This window comes from Streptomyces sp. NPDC029122 (assembly GCF_055569445.1).
The window spans coordinates 1-15,530 of record NZ_JBVHWK010000029.1 but is presented as its reverse complement, the minus strand read 5'-3'; the positions used below and the strand labels follow the sequence as shown (position 1 = coordinate 15,530).

At 73.9% G+C, this 15,530-nt stretch carries 10 protein-coding genes; 6 read left to right on the top strand and 4 right to left on the bottom strand.

The genetic code is table 11. The features are described from left to right. Window positions 1-609: 609 nt before the first annotated feature. Genes mutA through meaB form a run of 3 tightly spaced genes read left to right on the top strand, consistent with a single transcriptional unit; the run spans window position 610 to window position 5,669 of the window. Window positions 610-2,475, top strand: a complete 1,866-nt coding sequence (gene mutA / locus ACZ4WZ_RS27460) for a methylmalonyl-CoA mutase small subunit (protein ID WP_467894359.1) — start codon at window positions 610-612, stop codon at window positions 2,473-2,475. Continuing rightward, window positions 2,472-4,673 carry a methylmalonyl-CoA mutase gene (gene scpA / locus ACZ4WZ_RS27455; protein ID WP_467894357.1) on the top strand — a complete coding sequence of 734 codons (2,202 nt, stop codon included), beginning with the start codon at window positions 2,472-2,474 and terminating at the stop codon, window positions 4,671-4,673. The genes mutA and scpA overlap by 4 nt, the downstream gene beginning before the upstream one ends. Before the next feature lie 12 nt (window positions 4,674-4,685). After that, entirely contained in the window at window positions 4,686-5,669 is a 984-nt protein-coding gene (meaB, locus tag ACZ4WZ_RS27450; protein ID WP_467894355.1) for a methylmalonyl Co-A mutase-associated GTPase MeaB, read from the top strand. A 44-nt stretch (window positions 5,670-5,713) separates the two neighbouring features. Here meaB and ACZ4WZ_RS27445 read toward each other — a convergent pair whose 3' ends face one another. Both ACZ4WZ_RS27445 and ACZ4WZ_RS27440 read right to left on the bottom strand, forming a co-directional pair. Beyond that, window positions 5,714-9,070, bottom strand: coding sequence for an NACHT domain-containing protein (locus ACZ4WZ_RS27445; RefSeq protein ID WP_467894353.1), 3,357 nt, complete (start codon window positions 9,068-9,070; stop codon window positions 5,714-5,716). Between the two features lie 74 nt (window positions 9,071-9,144). Then, window positions 9,145-10,146: an asparaginase gene (locus tag ACZ4WZ_RS27440; RefSeq protein ID WP_467894352.1), complete on the bottom strand. Its 1,002-nt coding sequence runs from the start codon at window positions 10,144-10,146 to the stop codon at window positions 9,145-9,147. 143 nt (window positions 10,147-10,289) lie between these two features. Here ACZ4WZ_RS27440 and ACZ4WZ_RS27435 point away from each other — a divergent pair, with 143 nt between their 5' ends. After that, window positions 10,290-10,739, top strand: coding sequence for an Lrp/AsnC family transcriptional regulator (locus tag ACZ4WZ_RS27435; RefSeq protein ID WP_467894350.1), 450 nt, complete (start codon window positions 10,290-10,292; stop codon window positions 10,737-10,739). A gap of 133 nt (window positions 10,740-10,872) precedes the next feature. Next, complete coding sequence (locus ACZ4WZ_RS27430; protein WP_467894348.1) at window positions 10,873-12,696, top strand: AfsR/SARP family transcriptional regulator; 1,824 nt, start codon at window positions 10,873-10,875, stop codon at window positions 12,694-12,696. Window positions 12,697-12,724: 28 nt separating this feature from the next. Here the strand turns inward: ACZ4WZ_RS27430 and ACZ4WZ_RS27425 are convergent, their stop codons facing one another. Together ACZ4WZ_RS27425 and ACZ4WZ_RS27420 are read right to left on the bottom strand one after the other, a co-directional pair. After that, complete coding sequence (locus ACZ4WZ_RS27425) at window positions 12,725-13,306, bottom strand: hypothetical protein (protein ID WP_467894346.1); 582 nt, start codon at window positions 13,304-13,306, stop codon at window positions 12,725-12,727. 66 nt (window positions 13,307-13,372) lie between these two features. Beyond that, window positions 13,373-14,161 carry a 4'-phosphopantetheinyl transferase family protein gene (locus tag ACZ4WZ_RS27420; RefSeq protein ID WP_467894344.1) on the bottom strand — a complete coding sequence of 263 codons (789 nt, stop codon included), beginning with the start codon at window positions 14,159-14,161 and terminating at the stop codon, window positions 13,373-13,375. A 216-nt stretch (window positions 14,162-14,377) separates the two neighbouring features. Between ACZ4WZ_RS27420 and ACZ4WZ_RS27415 the strand changes: the two genes are divergently transcribed. Further along, window positions 14,378-15,385 carry a TauD/TfdA family dioxygenase gene (locus tag ACZ4WZ_RS27415; protein WP_467894342.1) on the top strand — a complete coding sequence of 336 codons (1,008 nt, stop codon included), beginning with the start codon at window positions 14,378-14,380 and terminating at the stop codon, window positions 15,383-15,385. The last annotated feature ends 145 nt before the right edge of the window (window positions 15,386-15,530 follow it).

Genomic DNA, 15,530 nt, shown 5'->3' with positions numbered 1-15,530 from the left:
GTCAGGCGCCGATGCGGGCCGGACAGCGGCCCGGACACGTGCCCGGCGCGGTACAGGGGCCGGGGGTGCGGAGCCGCGGAGCGAGGTGGTCGTTCGCGGTCATGGCTCGGAGCGTGTCAGGGGCCCCGCGGTGGGTCAATCCCCGCCGGAGGGCTAGGGGGGCGGCCGGTGACCGGCGCTGACCTGGGATTTCTCCCCGCCGGGCGGCCGGAAACGGCTGGCTGGATTTCATGGCCCCGCAACGCGGCCGCCACGACCGCGGCCCGGTGGGGCGTCGGGGCCGGGGCCGGTATCCGGCCGCGGGGTGGTCACCGCTGCGCGGGGCCGTCCCCCACCCGCCCTTCCGCCTTCCCCGGGGCTCAAAACGCCGACGGGGCCGGATCGGACCCCCGGCTCCCGCGTCGGTGGGCCGGGCCGGCCGGCCGGAGGACTCCGGGGCGCACCCCACTCGCATCGGTCCCGACCCCGATCCGGGCGCCGGGGCACCCCTGAACGGCGGGGCGGCGGGCCGGCCCGTACCCCGCCCGGCCAGGGCGGGCTCATCTGAGAGGGCGAGATCACATCCGATGGTTCTGGTACCGCCGAGTAGGCCCCCCTAGCATTCGAGCCATGACGGTCCTGCCTGACGACGGGCTCTCCCTGGCCGCCGAATTTCCTGACGCGACACATGAGCAGTGGCAACGCCTCGTCGAGGGCGTCCTGCGCAAGTCGGGCAAGGAAGTCACCGGCGAGGCAGCGGAAGCAGCACTGTCCACCACGCTCGAGGACGGGCTCATCACCCGCCCGCTGTACACGGCGCGCCCCGACGCGGACTGCCCCGACACCGGTTTCCCGGGGTTCGCGCCCTTCGTACGGGGCGGCACTCCCGAGGGCAACAGCACCTCGGGCTGGGACGTGCGCCAGCGCATCGCGGGCAGTGATCCGGTACGGGTCAACGAGGCGGCCCTGGCCGACCTCGAGAACGGCACGACCTCCCTGTGGCTGACCGTCGGCCACCACGGCATCCCGGTGGAGGGCCTGGGCCGGGCCCTGGACGGGGTCTACCTCGACCTCGCCCCGGTCGCCCTGGACGCGGGCGCCGAATACGCCGACGCCGCACGGGCGTTGCTCGCCCTGTTCGCGGAGCGCGGCACCGCCCCGGACGCCGCCCGCGCCTCGCTCGGCATCGACCCGCTGGGCCACGAGGCCCGTACCGGAGAGGCCCTGGACCCGGCCCCCGCCGCCGGGATCGCCCGTGAGGCGGCGGCTTCCTGGCCGGGCGTGCGCGCGCTGACCGTCGACGCCCTGCCCTACCACGAGGCGGGCGGCTCGGCCGCCGAGGAGCTGGGGCTGTCCCTGGCCACCGGCGTGGCCTACCTCCGCGCCCTGACGGAGGCCGGGCTGAGCTCGGAAGCCGCCTTCGGGCAGCTGGAGTTCCGCTACTCCGCGACCGCCGACCAGTTCCTGACCATCGCCAAGCTCCGTGCCGCCCGGCGGCTGTGGGCCCGGATCGCCGAGGCCTGCGGCACTCCCGGAGCGGGCGCCCAGCGGCAGCACGCCGTCACCTCGCCGGTGATGATGACCCGCCGCGACCCGTGGGTGAACATGCTGCGTACCACCGTCGCCTGCATGGCGGCCGGAGTGGGCGGCGCGGATTCCGTCACCGTGCTCCCCTTCGACAGCGAGCTGGGCCTGCCGGACGCCTTCGCGCGCCGCATCGCCCGCAACACCTCGACCGTCCTGCTGGAGGAGTCGCACCTGGCCCGGGTGATCGACCCGGCGGGCGGCTCGTACTACGTGGAGCAGCTCACCGAGGAACTCGCCCACGCCGCCTGGGAGTTCTTCCAGACCGTCGAGCGGGCGGGCGGACAGGCCGCCGCGCTGCGTTCCGGGCTGGTCGCCGAGCGCCTCGCGGCCACCTGGGCGGCACGCTCCAAGAAGCTGGCCACCCGCCGCGAGCCGGTCACCGGCGTCAGCGAGTTCCCGTCGCTGTCGGAGAAGCCCCTGGTGCGCGAGCCCCTGCCGGCGGCGCCGTCCGGAGGTCTGCCCCGGGTGCGGCGCGACGAGGCGTACGAGGCGCTGCGCGCCCGCAGCGACGCGCACCTGGAGGCCACCGGCGCCCGGCCGCGGATCTTCCTCGCCGCGCTGGGCCCGGCGTCCGCGCACACCGCGCGCGCCACGTTCGCCTCGAACCTCTTCCAGGCGGGCGGCATCGAGCCGGTGCACGACCCGGTGTCCGTGGACGCGGCGGGCGCCGCCGAGGCGTACGCGGCGAGCGGCGCGGACGGCGTGGCGGTGCTGTGCTCCAGCGACGCGCTGTACGAGGAACAGGCCGGGGCGGTGGCCGCCGCCCTGCGCGGGGCCGGCGCGACGACCGTGTTCCTCGCGGGCAGGCCCGGCACCTCGGCCGGCGCCGTGGACGAGTACGTCTTCGCCGGCTGCGACGCGGTCGCCGTGCTGTCCTCCGTACTCGACCGGATGGGAGTCGCGCAGTGAGCAGCATCCCCGATTTCTCCGAGCTCGCCCTCGGCGCGCCCCCGCGCGGCGCCTCCGAGGACCAGTGGCGGGCGGCCGTGAAGGAGTCCACCGGGGCCGCCGCCGGCGACCTGCTGTGGGAGACCCCGGAGGGCATCGGCGTGCAGCCGCTGTACACCGGGCGCGACCTGGAGGGCCTGGACTTCCTGGGCACGTACCCGGGCATGGCCCCGTACCTGCGCGGCCCGTACCCGACGATGTACGTGAACCAGCCCTGGACGATCCGGCAGTACGCCGGCTTCTCCACGGCCGAGGAGTCCAACGCCTTCTACCGGCGCAACCTGGCGTCCGGGCAGAAGGGCCTGTCGGTCGCCTTCGACCTGCCCACGCACCGGGGCTACGACAGCGACCACCCGCGCGTGACGGGCGACGTCGGCATGGCGGGCGTGGCGATCGACTCGATCTACGACATGCGGCAGCTGTTCGACGGGATCCCCCTCGACAAGATGTCGGTGTCGATGACGATGAACGGCGCGGTGCTGCCGGTCCTCGCGCTCTACATCGTGGCGGCGGAGGAGCAGGGCGTCTCCCCCGACAAGCTCGCCGGGACCATCCAGAACGACATCCTCAAGGAGTTCATGGTCCGCAACACCTACATCTATCCGCCGAAGCCCTCGATGCGGATCATCTCGGACATCTTCTCCTTCACCTCGCAGAAGATGCCGCGCTACAACTCCATCTCGATCTCCGGGTACCACATCCAGGAGGCGGGGGCCACGGCCGACCTGGAGCTGGCGTACACCCTCGCGGACGGGGTGGAGTACCTGCGCGCGGGCCAGGGCGCCGGGCTGGACGTGGACGCGTTCGCGCCGCGCCTGTCCTTCTTCTGGGCGATCGGCATGAACTTCTTCATGGAGGTCGCGAAGCTGCGCGCCGCTCGCCTGCTGTGGGCGAAGCTGGTCCGGCAGTTCGACCCGAAGAACGCCAAGTCGCTGTCGCTGCGCACGCATTCGCAGACCTCCGGCTGGTCGCTGACGGCGCAGGACGTCTTCAACAACGTGACGCGTACGTGCATCGAGGCGATGGCGGCGACCCAGGGGCACACCCAGTCGCTGCACACCAACGCCCTCGACGAGGCCCTGGCGCTGCCGACGGACTTCTCGGCCCGCATCGCCCGCAACACCCAGCTGCTGCTCCAGCAGGAGTCGGGGACCTGCCGGTCGATCGACCCGTGGGGCGGCAGCGCGTACGTGGAGAAGCTGACGTACGACCTGGCGCGCCGGGCCTGGCAGCACATCCAGGAGGTGGAGGCGGCCGGCGGGATGGCGCAGGCCATCGACGCGGGCATTCCGAAGCTGCGCGTGGAGGAGGCCGCCGCCCGTACGCAGGCGCGGATCGACTCCGGCCGCCAGCCGGTGATCGGCGTGAACAAGTACCGGGTGGAGAACGACGAGCAGATCGACGTCCTCGTCGTCGACAACTCCTCGGTGCGCGCGCAGCAGATCGCCAAGCTGCGGCGGCTGCGCGAGGAGCGCGACGAGGCGCGTACGCAGGACGCCCTGCGCGCGCTGACGAACGCCGCGGAGCGCGGCGCCGGCCAGGGCCTGGAGGGCAACCTGCTCGCGCTGGCGGTGGACGCGGCGCGGGCGAAGGCGACCGTCGGTGAGATCTCGGACGCACTCGAGAAGGTGTACGGGCGGCACGCGAGCCAGATCCGTACGATCTCGGGTGTGTACCGCACCGAAGCAGGCGAGTCCCCGTCCGTGGAGCGCACCCGTGCGCTCGTCGACCGGTTCGAGGAGGCGGAGGGCCGCCGTCCGCGCATCCTGGTCGCGAAGATGGGCCAGGACGGCCACGACCGCGGCCAGAAGGTGATCGCGACGGCCTTCGCCGACCTGGGCTTCGACGTGGACGTCGGCCCGCTGTTCCAGACCCCGGCGGAGGTGGCCCGTCAGGCCGTCGAGGCGGACGTCCACGTGGTGGGCGTCTCGTCGCTGGCGGCCGGCCACCTGACCCTCGTACCGGCGCTGCGCGAGCAGCTGGCGGAGGAGGGCCGCGAGGACATCATGATCGTGGTCGGCGGGGTGATCCCGCCGGCCGATGTCCCGACGCTGCTGGAGATGGGCGCGACGGCGGTCTTCCCGCCGGGGACGGTCATCCCGGACGCGGCCCACGACCTGGTGACGCGGCTGGCCGCGGATCTGGGCCACGGGCTGTAGGCGGCGCCGGGTATGCCCCCGAAGATCGACATCGATGTGTACGTGAAGGGCGTGCTCGACGGGAAGCGCGCGCACGTCGCGCGTGCCATCACCCTCGTCGAGTCCACCCGGGCGGACCACCGCGCCCTGGCGCAGCGGCTGCTGACGGAGCTGCTGCCCCACACGGGCAAGGCGCGCCGGATCGGAATCAGCGGGGTGCCGGGGGTGGGCAAGTCCACCTTCATCGACGCGTTCGGCTCGATGCTGACGGGCCTCGGGCACCGGGTGGCCGTCCTGGCGGTCGACCCGTCCTCGACCCGTACGGGCGGCTCCATCCTGGGTGACAAGACCCGGATGGAGCGGCTCGCGGTCGACCCGGCGGCCTTCGTCCGGCCGTCCCCGTCGGCGGGGACGCTGGGCGGGGTGGCCAGGGCCACGCGCGAGTCGATGATCGTCATGGAGGCGGCGGGCTACGACGTGGTCCTCGTGGAGACGGTCGGCGTCGGCCAGTCGGAGACCACGGTGGCCGGGATGGTGGACTCCTTCCTGCTGCTGTCCCTGGCCCGTACGGGCGACCAGTTGCAGGGCATCAAGAAGGGCGTCCTGGAGCTGGCGGACGTCCTCGCGGTGAACAAGGCGGACGGCCCGCACGAGCGCGACGCGAAGGCCGCCGCCCGGGAACTGTCGGGCGCGCTGCGCCTGATGCACCCGGCGGACGCGGCGTGGACCCCGCCGGTGCTGACGTGCAGCGCGCGGGAGTCGGCGGGCCTGGACGAGGTGTGGAACCGCCTGGAGCAGCACCGGGTGCTGCTGGAGGCGGGCGGCCGGCTGGCGGCGAAGCGGGCGGCGCAGCAGGTGGAGTGGACCTGGTCGATGGTCCGCGAGGCCCTGCTGGAGCGGCTGCGGGCCGATCCCGCCGTGCGGGAGCTGGCTCCCGCCCTGGAGGCGGCCGTCCGGGAGGGCTCCGTCACGGCGACGTCGGCCGCGGACCGGATCCTGGGGGCGTTCGGCCACTGAGCCGCCCCCCTGTGCGGGCCCGGGGCACCGGGCTCGCACGGGGGTCAGCCGTCGGCCGGGGAGCAGCCCAGGGACACGTTCGGGAGCAGGTCGGCGCCGCGGATGCGGTCTCGGTGCGTTTGGATGAAGAGGTCCTCCAGTTCCGTCAGTTCCGCCAGGGGTGCGATGTCGATGTCCCCCTCCGCGCCGAGGTCTCCGAGGAGCCGGCAGAACGTCAGCCGGGGAAAGAGGGCCGGCAGCCGCTGGATGGCACTCCGGAGGGCTCCGTCCCCGCTGCTGGAGAGGTGCAGATTGATCACATTCGGCAGGGTCGCGTCCGCCGGGAGCGTGTCGAGCGACGCGGCGGGCACCGTGAGGGAGTCAAGGGGCAGGTCCCGGATCTCCTGCCAGTCGGCGGCCGTCAACGGACCGGACGTCGGGTTGAGCACCAGCTGACGGAGTTCGGAGAAGGTCCCGAGCCCCTCGAGCGCGTGTGTCCTGGCGACCTCGCCGGAGACGGAGAGGGCGCTCAAGGGGGCGTTCGGGGGCAGGTCCCGCACGGTCCAGGCCATGCCGGCGGGCCCCTCGATGGTGAGGGTCCGCAACTGCCCGAGCTCTGAAAGCGCCCGCAGGTCGAAGTCCGTCCGGGAGGTGGTGATGTCCAGCTGCTCGACGGGCAGCCCGCCGATCGCGGACAGGTCCGCCACGTTCGGGCAGTCGAGGAGGGAGAGGGCGCGCGGAGCGGACTGCGCCGTCAGGAACGTCAGGTCGGCCGCGGGAACGCCCAGGAGCACGAGCCGGGCGGGGCGACAGCTGTCCAGGAAGTCCGACAGGGCTGCCAAGGACACACCGCGCCTCACGTCCAGCCCGGCCGGACGGAGCCCGATGCGCTCCAGCTGCTCCAGCTGCTCGTCGGACTGGACGGTGTAGAGGAGGCCGGCCGGCTCCAGCCGGGCGATGATCTCGTCCGCGTAGTCGCCGAGGTCGAAGCGCGACCAGGCCCATACGAGCTGGGAACGGACGGGCGTGAAGGGATGCCGGGCGAACTGGGCGAGGAAGGGAACCGCGGCCGGCGACGCGACGTGTGAGGCGGTGATCACCACGTGGTAGGCGTCTCCGCCGGTGAGGCCCGAGGGGCCGGGGAGCAGCCCCAGGACCAGGGGGCCGACCTCGGCCAGGGCTCGGGCTTCCTCCCGGTCCCGTGGCGGAATGAGGGTGGCCGTGCGCGATTCCACCTCCGCGCGCACGTCCGGGGCGAGGGTGGTGGCGTGTTCGAGGCAGGCGGCGGCGAGCAGGTAGACGCGGGCTTGGGTACGCCGGTCGGTGGAGCGGTCGCCCAGGGCGAGCAGGTCGCGGAAGACCGTCACGCGTTCGGCGGGCCGGGCCAGGGCGACCGCCATCCGGATGACGTCCTCCCACTGGTCGTCGGCGGCGTGGGCGGTCAGCAGGCCGAAGTCGCCGTCCTCGACGGCGGCGCGGGCGCCGAGGAAGTCCTGGAAGGTGCGGTGGACGAAGTCCACCGTGCCGGGGGCCGGTTCGCGCAGCAGGCCGCTGCGCTGGAGGAAGTGTTCGAAGACGGCGGGCGCCTCCCCCAGGGCCGCCGCCTCCGGGACGGCGGGCAGGGCGCGGGCGATGATGTCCTCCGCCCGTGAACGGTCCATCTCGGTGCGGCCGTTCTTGATCAGCCAGTACGCGAGCCGCTGGAGCAGGTCGAGCTGCGGCTCCTCGCGGAGGTCGGGGACCCGCATGTCGCGCTCGCGGTCGCGACGGCTCAGCAGCATGGAGAGCGCCGCCTCGTACAGGTCCTTGCGGCCGTGCGGGAGGTAACCCCGCCGGTCACGGTGGAGGGCGCAGATCAGGCCGCACATCAGGGGGTTGGTGGCGAGGCGGCCGAGGTCGGCCTTGAGGCGGACGGCTGCGAGGAGCTGGGCCTCGTACGCCTCCAGCTCCTTGTCCTCGTCCGTTCCCTGGCGGGCGGCCGCGTGCCAGCGCTTGATGAAGGTGGCGGTCTCGGCGGGGCCCATCGAGGACAGGGTCAGCTCGGTGAAGCCGTCCTCGGCGAGCCAGTCCATGCCGACGGCGGAGGGGCGGGAGGTGACGAGCCAGCGGTTGTCGCCGTCGTACAGGTCCATCAGGTCCCGCAGCCAGGTGCGGGCGCGGCCGCGCTCGCGGTCGGGGACCTCGTCGATGCCGTCGATCAGGACCAGCCCCCGTCCGGAGGCCAGGACGCGGTGCGCCCAGCCCTCGGGCTGGCTCCCGCCGAGCGGGCAGCCGGCGGCGGTGAGGAACTCCCGCGGCTCGGGGAGCCGTGCGCCGTGGCGGGTCAGCGTGCGCAGGGGCAGCACGAAGGGGATGCGGTCCTCGAGGTACGCCATCTGCGGCGGGAGGTCCTGGCGGGCGGCGGATACGGCCAGCCACTGCACCAGGGTGGTCTTGCCGGAGCCGGCCTCGCCGCGCAGCAGGACCCGGCGGCTGCCGGCCAGGGCCTGGTCGGCGGGCTGGGGGGCATCGGCGGCGGCCACCAGCCGGTCCAGGGAACGCTCGTCCGGGTCCGCGCGGCGGTACAGGGACAGGTGGCTCTCGCCCAGGGCCGGCTCGGCCGGCCGCTCGGCCCGGGCCGCGCCGATGCGGGCGGCGACGTCCAGCGCCAGCGGCTGCCCTTCGACGGCCCCCGCCTCCAGAGCGTCCAGGAGTGCTGAGGTGAAGCGGCCGCGCTGCGCCGTCACCTCCAGGCTCAGGTACGCCGCGTCCAGCGGCCACCGTGTCGGGGAGTTGCCCAGGTCGATGCCGTAGATGGTGAGCTTCGCGTGCCTGCGCGCCACGTACGGCAGGTACTCCTCCTCGAACGCCGCGTCCCGCGCCCCGGGCAGGGGGTCGCGGCGGATCAGTTCGTCCACCTTGGCCGTCAGCTCCGCGATGCCACGGGTCTGGGACACCAGGGCGTGGGCGACGAAGGTGGAGCGCTGCGTGAAGAAGTGCAGGATGTGCAGGCAGGCGGCTTCGAGGAGGCGTTCGTAGAAGTGCGTGCCGTCCGCGCTCAGTTCCCGTTCGGGGCGGTCGGCGGCGCGGCGCAGTTCCCGGGCGAAGTCGGCGGCCCCCATGCGGACCGCGTCCACGTCGCTGAGCGTGAGGTCGCCGAGGGCGTGCAGGGTGGCGGCCAGCGCGTCGGCCACCGCGTGCTGTTCGTCGGCGGCGATGGGGCGTTCCCCCGTACGCAGCGCCTGGCGGACCAGCTTGGCGGCCAGCGTGCGCAGGTCGGACTCCGTCAGGGAGCGCTTCTCGCCGGTGAAGGAGACGTATCCGGAGATCCGGAGCGGCTTGTCGACGAGGCCCGCCCCGGGGCCTTCGGTGACGAAGAGCTTCTTGACGAGCGGGCCGATGGCCGCCGAGGCCAGTCGGGTGCCGATGATCCCGGGCTCCATGTCTGCGTCCCCCCGCGACGTCGTGTCCGTTGCGGGAATCCTATGGGGCCCGGGAGTGGTGCGGCGGCGGAACCCTACGCGTCGACGAGCACCGGGTCCGGGGTGCCGAGGGCGGCGCGCAGGGCCTGGGTGCGGGCGGCGGGGTCGGTGGCCGCGAGCAGCGCGGCCAGGACCGCGATACGGGCCTGGCCGGCGCGCAGGGTTCCGGTCGGGACGGCGCCCGCGGCGACGAGGTCGACGGCACCGCCGTGCGTGTAGATCTCGGTGACGGGCCCGGCCGCGACCCGCGTGGTCAGGGCGACGAGGACGCCCCGGGCCACGGCGGCCCGTACTGCTTCGACGATCTCGGGGGTGGCGTTGCCCGCGCCGGTGCCGATGAGGACGATGCCCTGGGCGCCGGCCTCGACGGCGGCGTTCAGCAGCAGCGGGTCGGCGTCGGCGTGGTGCATCACCATGTCCACGCGCGGCGGCAGTTCGGGCATGGCGGGCAGCGCGAGGGCGGCCGGGCGCTCGGGCCGGCGCAGCACGGCGACCTTGCCGAAGCCGATCTTGCCGAGCAGTTCCTTCGAGGGGTCGGCGAAGGCGTCCAGGGCGACGGCCTGGGTCTTCACGGTGCCGCGGGCGGCGTGCACCCGGCCGGCGAAGGTGATCAGGACGCCCAGACCGCGCGTGGTCGCGGCGGTGAGGAGGGCGTCGTAGAGGTTGCCGGGGCCGTCGCCGTCGGCGGAGCCCATGGGGAGCTGCGAGCCGGTGAAGACGACGCTGCGCGCGTCGTGGTGGTGCAGGTCGACGAGGAAGGCCGACTCCTCGAGGGTGTCGGTGCCGTGGGTGACGACGACGCCGTCCACGCCGGGGTCGGCGAGGACCTCGTGGACGGTGCGCAGCAGGGTGAGCTGGTGGGCGGTGGTGAGGCGGGGGCTGTTCACGCTGAACAGGTCGACGACGTCGACGGTGACGCCCTCGGGCAGCGGTGCGGTGGCCATGACCTCGCGGCCGTCCGCTTCGGCGGCGAAGCCGGAGCCCTTCCACCGGCTGGCTATCGTCCCGCCGGTGCTGATGACGACGATGCGCCCCATGGCCACCCTTCCCTCACGTGTGGACCGACCCCCGGCCGGAGTTCGTACAGATTTTCTGGAGAGGGCAATGATAGTGAGATCTACGCGCAATACGATTGCGTGTTCCAGCTCTCCCGCAACAAAAGGCGAGGGATAATTGCGCCATGGACGCCATTGATCGTGAAATCTTGCGCGAGCTCCAGCGCGATGGCCGGCTCAGCAACCAGGAGCTGGCCCAGCGCGTGGGCCTGACCCCCTCCCCCTGTATGCGCCGGGTGCGGCAGCTGGAGCAGGACGGGGTGATCCAGGGGTACCGCGCGGTGATCGACCCCGAGGCGGTGGGCCGTGGCTTCGAGGTGCTGGTGTCGGTGGAGGTCCGCCGGGACCGGGACGCCGTCGAGGCCTTCGAGGCGGCGCTCCAGGACATCCCCGACGTCGTCGAGGCGTACCGCCTGTTCGGCAGTCCGGGCTGCCTGCTGCGCATCGCGGTCGCGGACCTGCGCGCGTACGAACGGCTGTGGATCGAGCGGCTGACGGCGCTGTCCGGGGTCACCGAGGTCAACTCCCAGATCATCATGAAGCGCGTCAAGGACCCCACGGGCCTGCCCGTCTGATCCGGCGGCCCCGCCCCGACCTGCGGATATCACCGCGCCCCCGGAGGCGCACGGCGCGCGATAACCCGCCAATAAGGCCCCCGCATAGCTTCTGGAATCCAGAACGGACGCTCACACCAGAAGGGGGTGCCGCATGGACTTCCGGCTGCTCGGGCCGATCGAGGCCAGACGGGGAGGCGGCGCTACGATCCCGCTCTCCGGTTCGAAGGTGCACACGGTGCTCGCCGCGCTGCTGCTGTCCGAGGGGCGCGTGGTCTCCGATGCCCGGCTCAGCGCGCTCCTGTGGGGGTGGGACCCGCCGGCGACGGCGAGCGCGCAGATCTACACGTACATGTCGAGGCTGCGCAAGCACCTCGGCGAGGAGATCGAGATCGTCCGGCGCCAGCCCGGCTACGTGCTGCGGGCGCCCGGCGCGTGGATCGACCTGACCGAATTCACCCGGCTCGACCGGCTGGGCCGCGAGGCCCTCGCCGAGCGGCGGTTCGAGGAGGCCGGGGCACTGCTGCGCGACGCGCTGGACCTGTGGCGGGGCACCGCGCTGGCCAACGCGACGGAGCAGATGATCGAGACGGAGCTGCCCCCGCTGGAAGAGGCGCGGATGATCGCGCTCGAAAGCCGGATCGAGGCCGACCTGGCCGTCGGCCGGCACGAGCAGGTGACCGCCGAGCTGACCGGGCTGGTCGCCGAGCACCCCGTACGGGAACGCCTGCGCGCCCAGCTGATGACGGCCCTGTACCGCTGCGGGCGGCAGGCCGACGCCCTGCACACCTACTACGAGGGGCGCGCGGTCCTCGCCGACCAGCTGGGGGTGGACCCGGGCGAGGCGCTGGGCTCCACCTATCAGGCGGTGCTCGGCGGCGGCCTGGGCCTGGCCTCGGCCGCCGCCGCCCCCGCCGGTGACGGCGCTCCGCCCGCGGCGCCCGCGGGGCGGGCCGCGCCGTCGACGCTGCCGGCGCCCTACGGGGAGTTCACCGGCCGCCGGACCGAACTGGCCGCGCTGCGCGAGCGGCTCACCCGTGAGGACGGCCGCCCGCGCCGGCTGCTGATCACCGGCATGGCCGGGGTGGGCAAGACCGCCCTCGCGGTGCGCGCGGCCCAGGACTGCGCCGTACGGTTCCCCGACGGGCAGCTGTACGTGGAGCTCTGCCACCCGGACGGCGCCCCGAAGGAGCCCGCCGAGGTGCTGGTGCGGCTGCTGCGCGCCCTCGGGGAGCCCCCGCCGGCCGCCGCCGCGCAGGACCTGGAGGAGCTGGTGCGGCTGTACCGGACCCGGACCTCGGGCGCCCGGCTGCTGCTGGTGCTGGACGGCGCGGTCGGCGACCGGCAGGTGGCCCCGCTGCTGCCGGGCGGCCCCGAGGCGGCCGTGCTGATCACCAGTCAGGCCCGGCTGGCCCGGGTGGCGGGCGCGGACACCATCGCGCTGACCCCGGTCGACGACGAGGAGGCGCAGGAACTGCTGGCCTCGCTGATCGGCCGGGACCGGCTGGAGGCGGAGCCGGACGCGGCCGACGACCTGGTGGCGTACTGCGCCGGGCTGCCGCTGGCCCTCTCCGTGACCGGGGCCCGGCTCGCGGCGCGGCCGCACTGGCCGGTGGCCCGGCTGGCGGCCCGGCTCGCCGATCCCGACGGCCGGCTGGGCGAGCTGGCGTACGGGGACGTGAGCGTGCGCGAGGCGCTGGTGCACTGCGTGCGCCGGGTGGGCGGCGCCGAGCTGGCCACGCTGACCGGACTCGCCGACTGGGACGGGGAGCCCTTCTCCGCCCAGTACGCGGCGCTGGTGCTGGGCTCGGCGGAGGAGGAGGCGGAGTCGGCCCTGGACGCCCTGGTGGACCGCGCCCTGATGGAGCTGTCCGGGCTGGACGCCCAGGGCAGGCCGCTGTACCGGTGCAATGACCTGGTGCGGCTGCTGGCGGCCTCGCTGACCACACGGGACGCCTTCCCCTCCGCGGTGCGGTGAGCGTGCTGGCCGGGCACCCGCCGGGCGCTCACCAGGAGCTGTGGGAGCGCGGCTGGAAGGTGCCGGCCGGCCGCAGGGCCGGTTCGATGGTCTCCCGGACGATGGTCCACACGTCGCCGACGACCCGCTCGCGCGGCGGGCGCGGGGACTGGGCGAAGGCGTCGGCCACGATGGCCCAGGCGGACGCGACGGCGGCCGTGGCCCGCACCTCGGCGGACGGCTTCGCGGCCTTCGCCCGGGCCCGGCCCACGTCGATGCGGAACGCCAGTTCGGCCGCCTGGCCCAGCTGGACCTCCCGGATGAGCCGGGTGACGGGGAGGGCGAACACGGCCGGGGACAGCGGGTGTTCGTAGACCCGGCGGACCCAGGTGGAGAAGCGCAGCCGCTCCCGCTCCTCCCAGCCGCCGGGCGCGGCCGGGCCCGGGTCGTCCTGTTCCACGGCCTCCGCGATCCGCGCGAAGTACGCGTCCAGGTCCTGGGAGGTCAGGCCCAGCAGCTGTCCGGACGCGTCGAAGCGCGCGGCGCCGGGGGCGGCCTGGGAGGCCGGCCGGCCGGGGAGGGGACGGGCGGCGATCAGCTCGTCCACGGGGAAGAAGGACTCGATGGTCATGGCGCTACGGGCCTTTCGCTGAGGCGGTACCGGGGCGGTCGGGCGGTCAGGGGGAGCGTGGCGGGTTCAGGGGGTGTTCGGGCGGTCGGTGTGGTGGTGGACCGGGCCGTGCGCGGCGGGTCCCGCCGGCCGGGCCAGTGCCACCGCGACGCCCTCGAAGACCTCGAGGTCCTCGACGGTCCAGGCGGTGGTCCGGCCGCGGTGGGTGTGGGTGACCCGGACCGGGCCGGAGCGGGCGGGATGGGTTTCGAGCAGGCCCAGTTCGACGCCGGACAGGCCGAGGCCGGTGGCCTTGACCACGGCCTCCTTCCGGGTCCAGATGCGGTGGAAGGCCGCGTCCCGCCCGGGGCCCGGCGGCAGGGCGGCCAGGTGGGCGCGCTCCGCCGGGGTCAGGTCCGGATCGGTGGTCGCCGAGCCGCGTACGGGGCGCAGCGCCTCGGCGTCGATGCCGATCGCGGCGCCGGCGCCGAGCACGAAGACCCCGCAGCCGTTCGTCCGGCTCATGCTGAGGGCGAGCGGCACCGGCGGGACGACGAGCCGGGGCGGACCGTGGCTGCCGTCGCCGCAGCCGGGACAGTCGTCCCGGCCGAGGGTGATGTCCCGGGGTTCGAGGGCGAACAGTGCCCCCAGTGCCCGGCGGGCGGCGGCGCGGGAGCGGACGAAGGCCGCGGCGTCGCGTTCCGCGGGGAGCGACAGCGCCCGCCGGAACTCCTCGGTGTCCAGCAGCGGCAGGTCGGCCGGATCGGTGTTCTCCGGCGGACGCCACCACCAGACGTGGGCCTCCCCCTGGGCGCCGAGGGCGCCGGCCGCGGCCATCGCCGCGCCGTGTGCGGAGTCTTCTTCCCTTAATGCCATGAAATCCTCCTCTCTTCTCCCCCGTCGAACGGTGCGTGGACCGCGGCGGGCCGGCCGATGTGCCGGGCAAAGCCGCTCCATAAGCATTCGGCGGGCAACTACGTCCCGCCTATACCTATTTCCGCCGGCCGTTCGGGAGTGTTTTCCATAGGAATGTGATAGGGCACGTCCGGAAACTGACTCGGGTCAAGGCTCATCTACCCCGAGGAATTTTTCATGCCAAGGACGCGAGAGCACACCCTTACCCTTTCCGCGACCGGTACGACGCCGGACGCCGTGACCCTCACGGAAGCCGAGCGCGACGAGCTGATCGTCCTGGCGACCCGGGTGCTGGAGTCCGGCCCGGCGCTGATCGACGGGCCCGCCTGGCTGGACGCCGTCCGGGACGCCTCGGCGATGCTGCCCCGCCGGATCCTCTCCGAGCTGCGCCGCTTCCGTCACGACGCGGGCCCGGACGCGGTGCTGCTGCTGCGCAACGTGCCGGTGGTGGCGAACGACCCGCTGCCGGAGACGCCGAGCGTGCCCGGTTCGGTGGAGCGGGTGCCGGCCGTCGCGTCGGCCCTGGTGACGGCGGCCATGCTGCAGCTCGGAGAGGTCATCGCCTATCGCAGCGAGAAGACCGGAGCCCTGGTGCAGAACGTCGTGCCGGTGCCGGGGAGCGAGAATTCCCAGAGCAATGCAGGATCGGTTCTGCTGGAACTCCACGTCGAGAACGCCTTCCATGACAACAAGCCCGACTACGTGGGGCTGCTGTGCGTGCGCGAGGACTCGACGGGCGATGCGAAACTGTGCACGTCCTCGATCCGGCGGGCGCTTCCCCTGCTTTCCGAGCACACGGCCGCCGTACTGGCGTCGCCCCGGTTCCTCACCGAGCCGCCGCCGTCCTTCGGCGACCTCAATTCCGTCACTCCGGCGCATCCCATCCTGGTCGGGGACCCCGAGGACCCGAACATCCTGGTGGACTTCGCCGCGACGCACCCGCTGGACGACGAGGCCGCGGCCGCCATGGCGGAGCTGCGCGAGGCGCTCATGCGCACGATGTCGGCCCTCGCGCTGCGGGTCGGCGACCTCGCGGTGGTGGACAACCGGCTCGCCGTGCACGGCAGGACCTCCTTCACCCCTCGTTACGACGGCCAGGACCGCTGGCTGCACCGGGTCTACGCGCACCTCGACCACCGGCGCAGCCGGGTGGACCGCAAGGGCGGCGGGGCGGTGCTCAACTGAGGCCCGCACCGCACGCACCGACGGCCGGAGGGGCGGGCCCCCGACAGGGGGCCGGCCCTCCGGCCGTCGTGCCGTTACTGGCGCGAGGCTGTGGCGTCCGCGGGGGGGCCCGTCCGGGCGAGGCGGCCCGGGAACAGCGTGGCCA

Coding starts and splice junctions, on each gene's coding strand:
- ACZ4WZ_RS27420 (WP_467894344.1), bottom strand. CDS start 14,161: ATGGCATTAAGGGAAGAAGACTCCGCACACGGCGCGGCGATGGCCGCG.
- ACZ4WZ_RS27445 (WP_467894353.1), bottom strand. CDS start 9,070: ATGGAGCCCGGGATCATCGGCACCCGACTGGCCTCGGCGGCCATCGGC.
- mutA (WP_467894359.1), top strand. CDS start 610: ATGACGGTCCTGCCTGACGACGGGCTCTCCCTGGCCGCCGAATTTCCT.
- meaB (WP_467894355.1), top strand. CDS start 4,686: ATGCCCCCGAAGATCGACATCGATGTGTACGTGAAGGGCGTGCTCGAC.
- ACZ4WZ_RS27435 (WP_467894350.1), top strand. CDS start 10,290: ATGGACGCCATTGATCGTGAAATCTTGCGCGAGCTCCAGCGCGATGGC.
- ACZ4WZ_RS27440 (WP_467894352.1), bottom strand. CDS start 10,146: ATGGGGCGCATCGTCGTCATCAGCACCGGCGGGACGATAGCCAGCCGG.
- ACZ4WZ_RS27425 (WP_467894346.1), bottom strand. CDS start 13,306: ATGACCATCGAGTCCTTCTTCCCCGTGGACGAGCTGATCGCCGCCCGT.
- ACZ4WZ_RS27430 (WP_467894348.1), top strand. CDS start 10,873: ATGGACTTCCGGCTGCTCGGGCCGATCGAGGCCAGACGGGGAGGCGGC.
- ACZ4WZ_RS27415 (WP_467894342.1), top strand. CDS start 14,378: ATGCCAAGGACGCGAGAGCACACCCTTACCCTTTCCGCGACCGGTACG.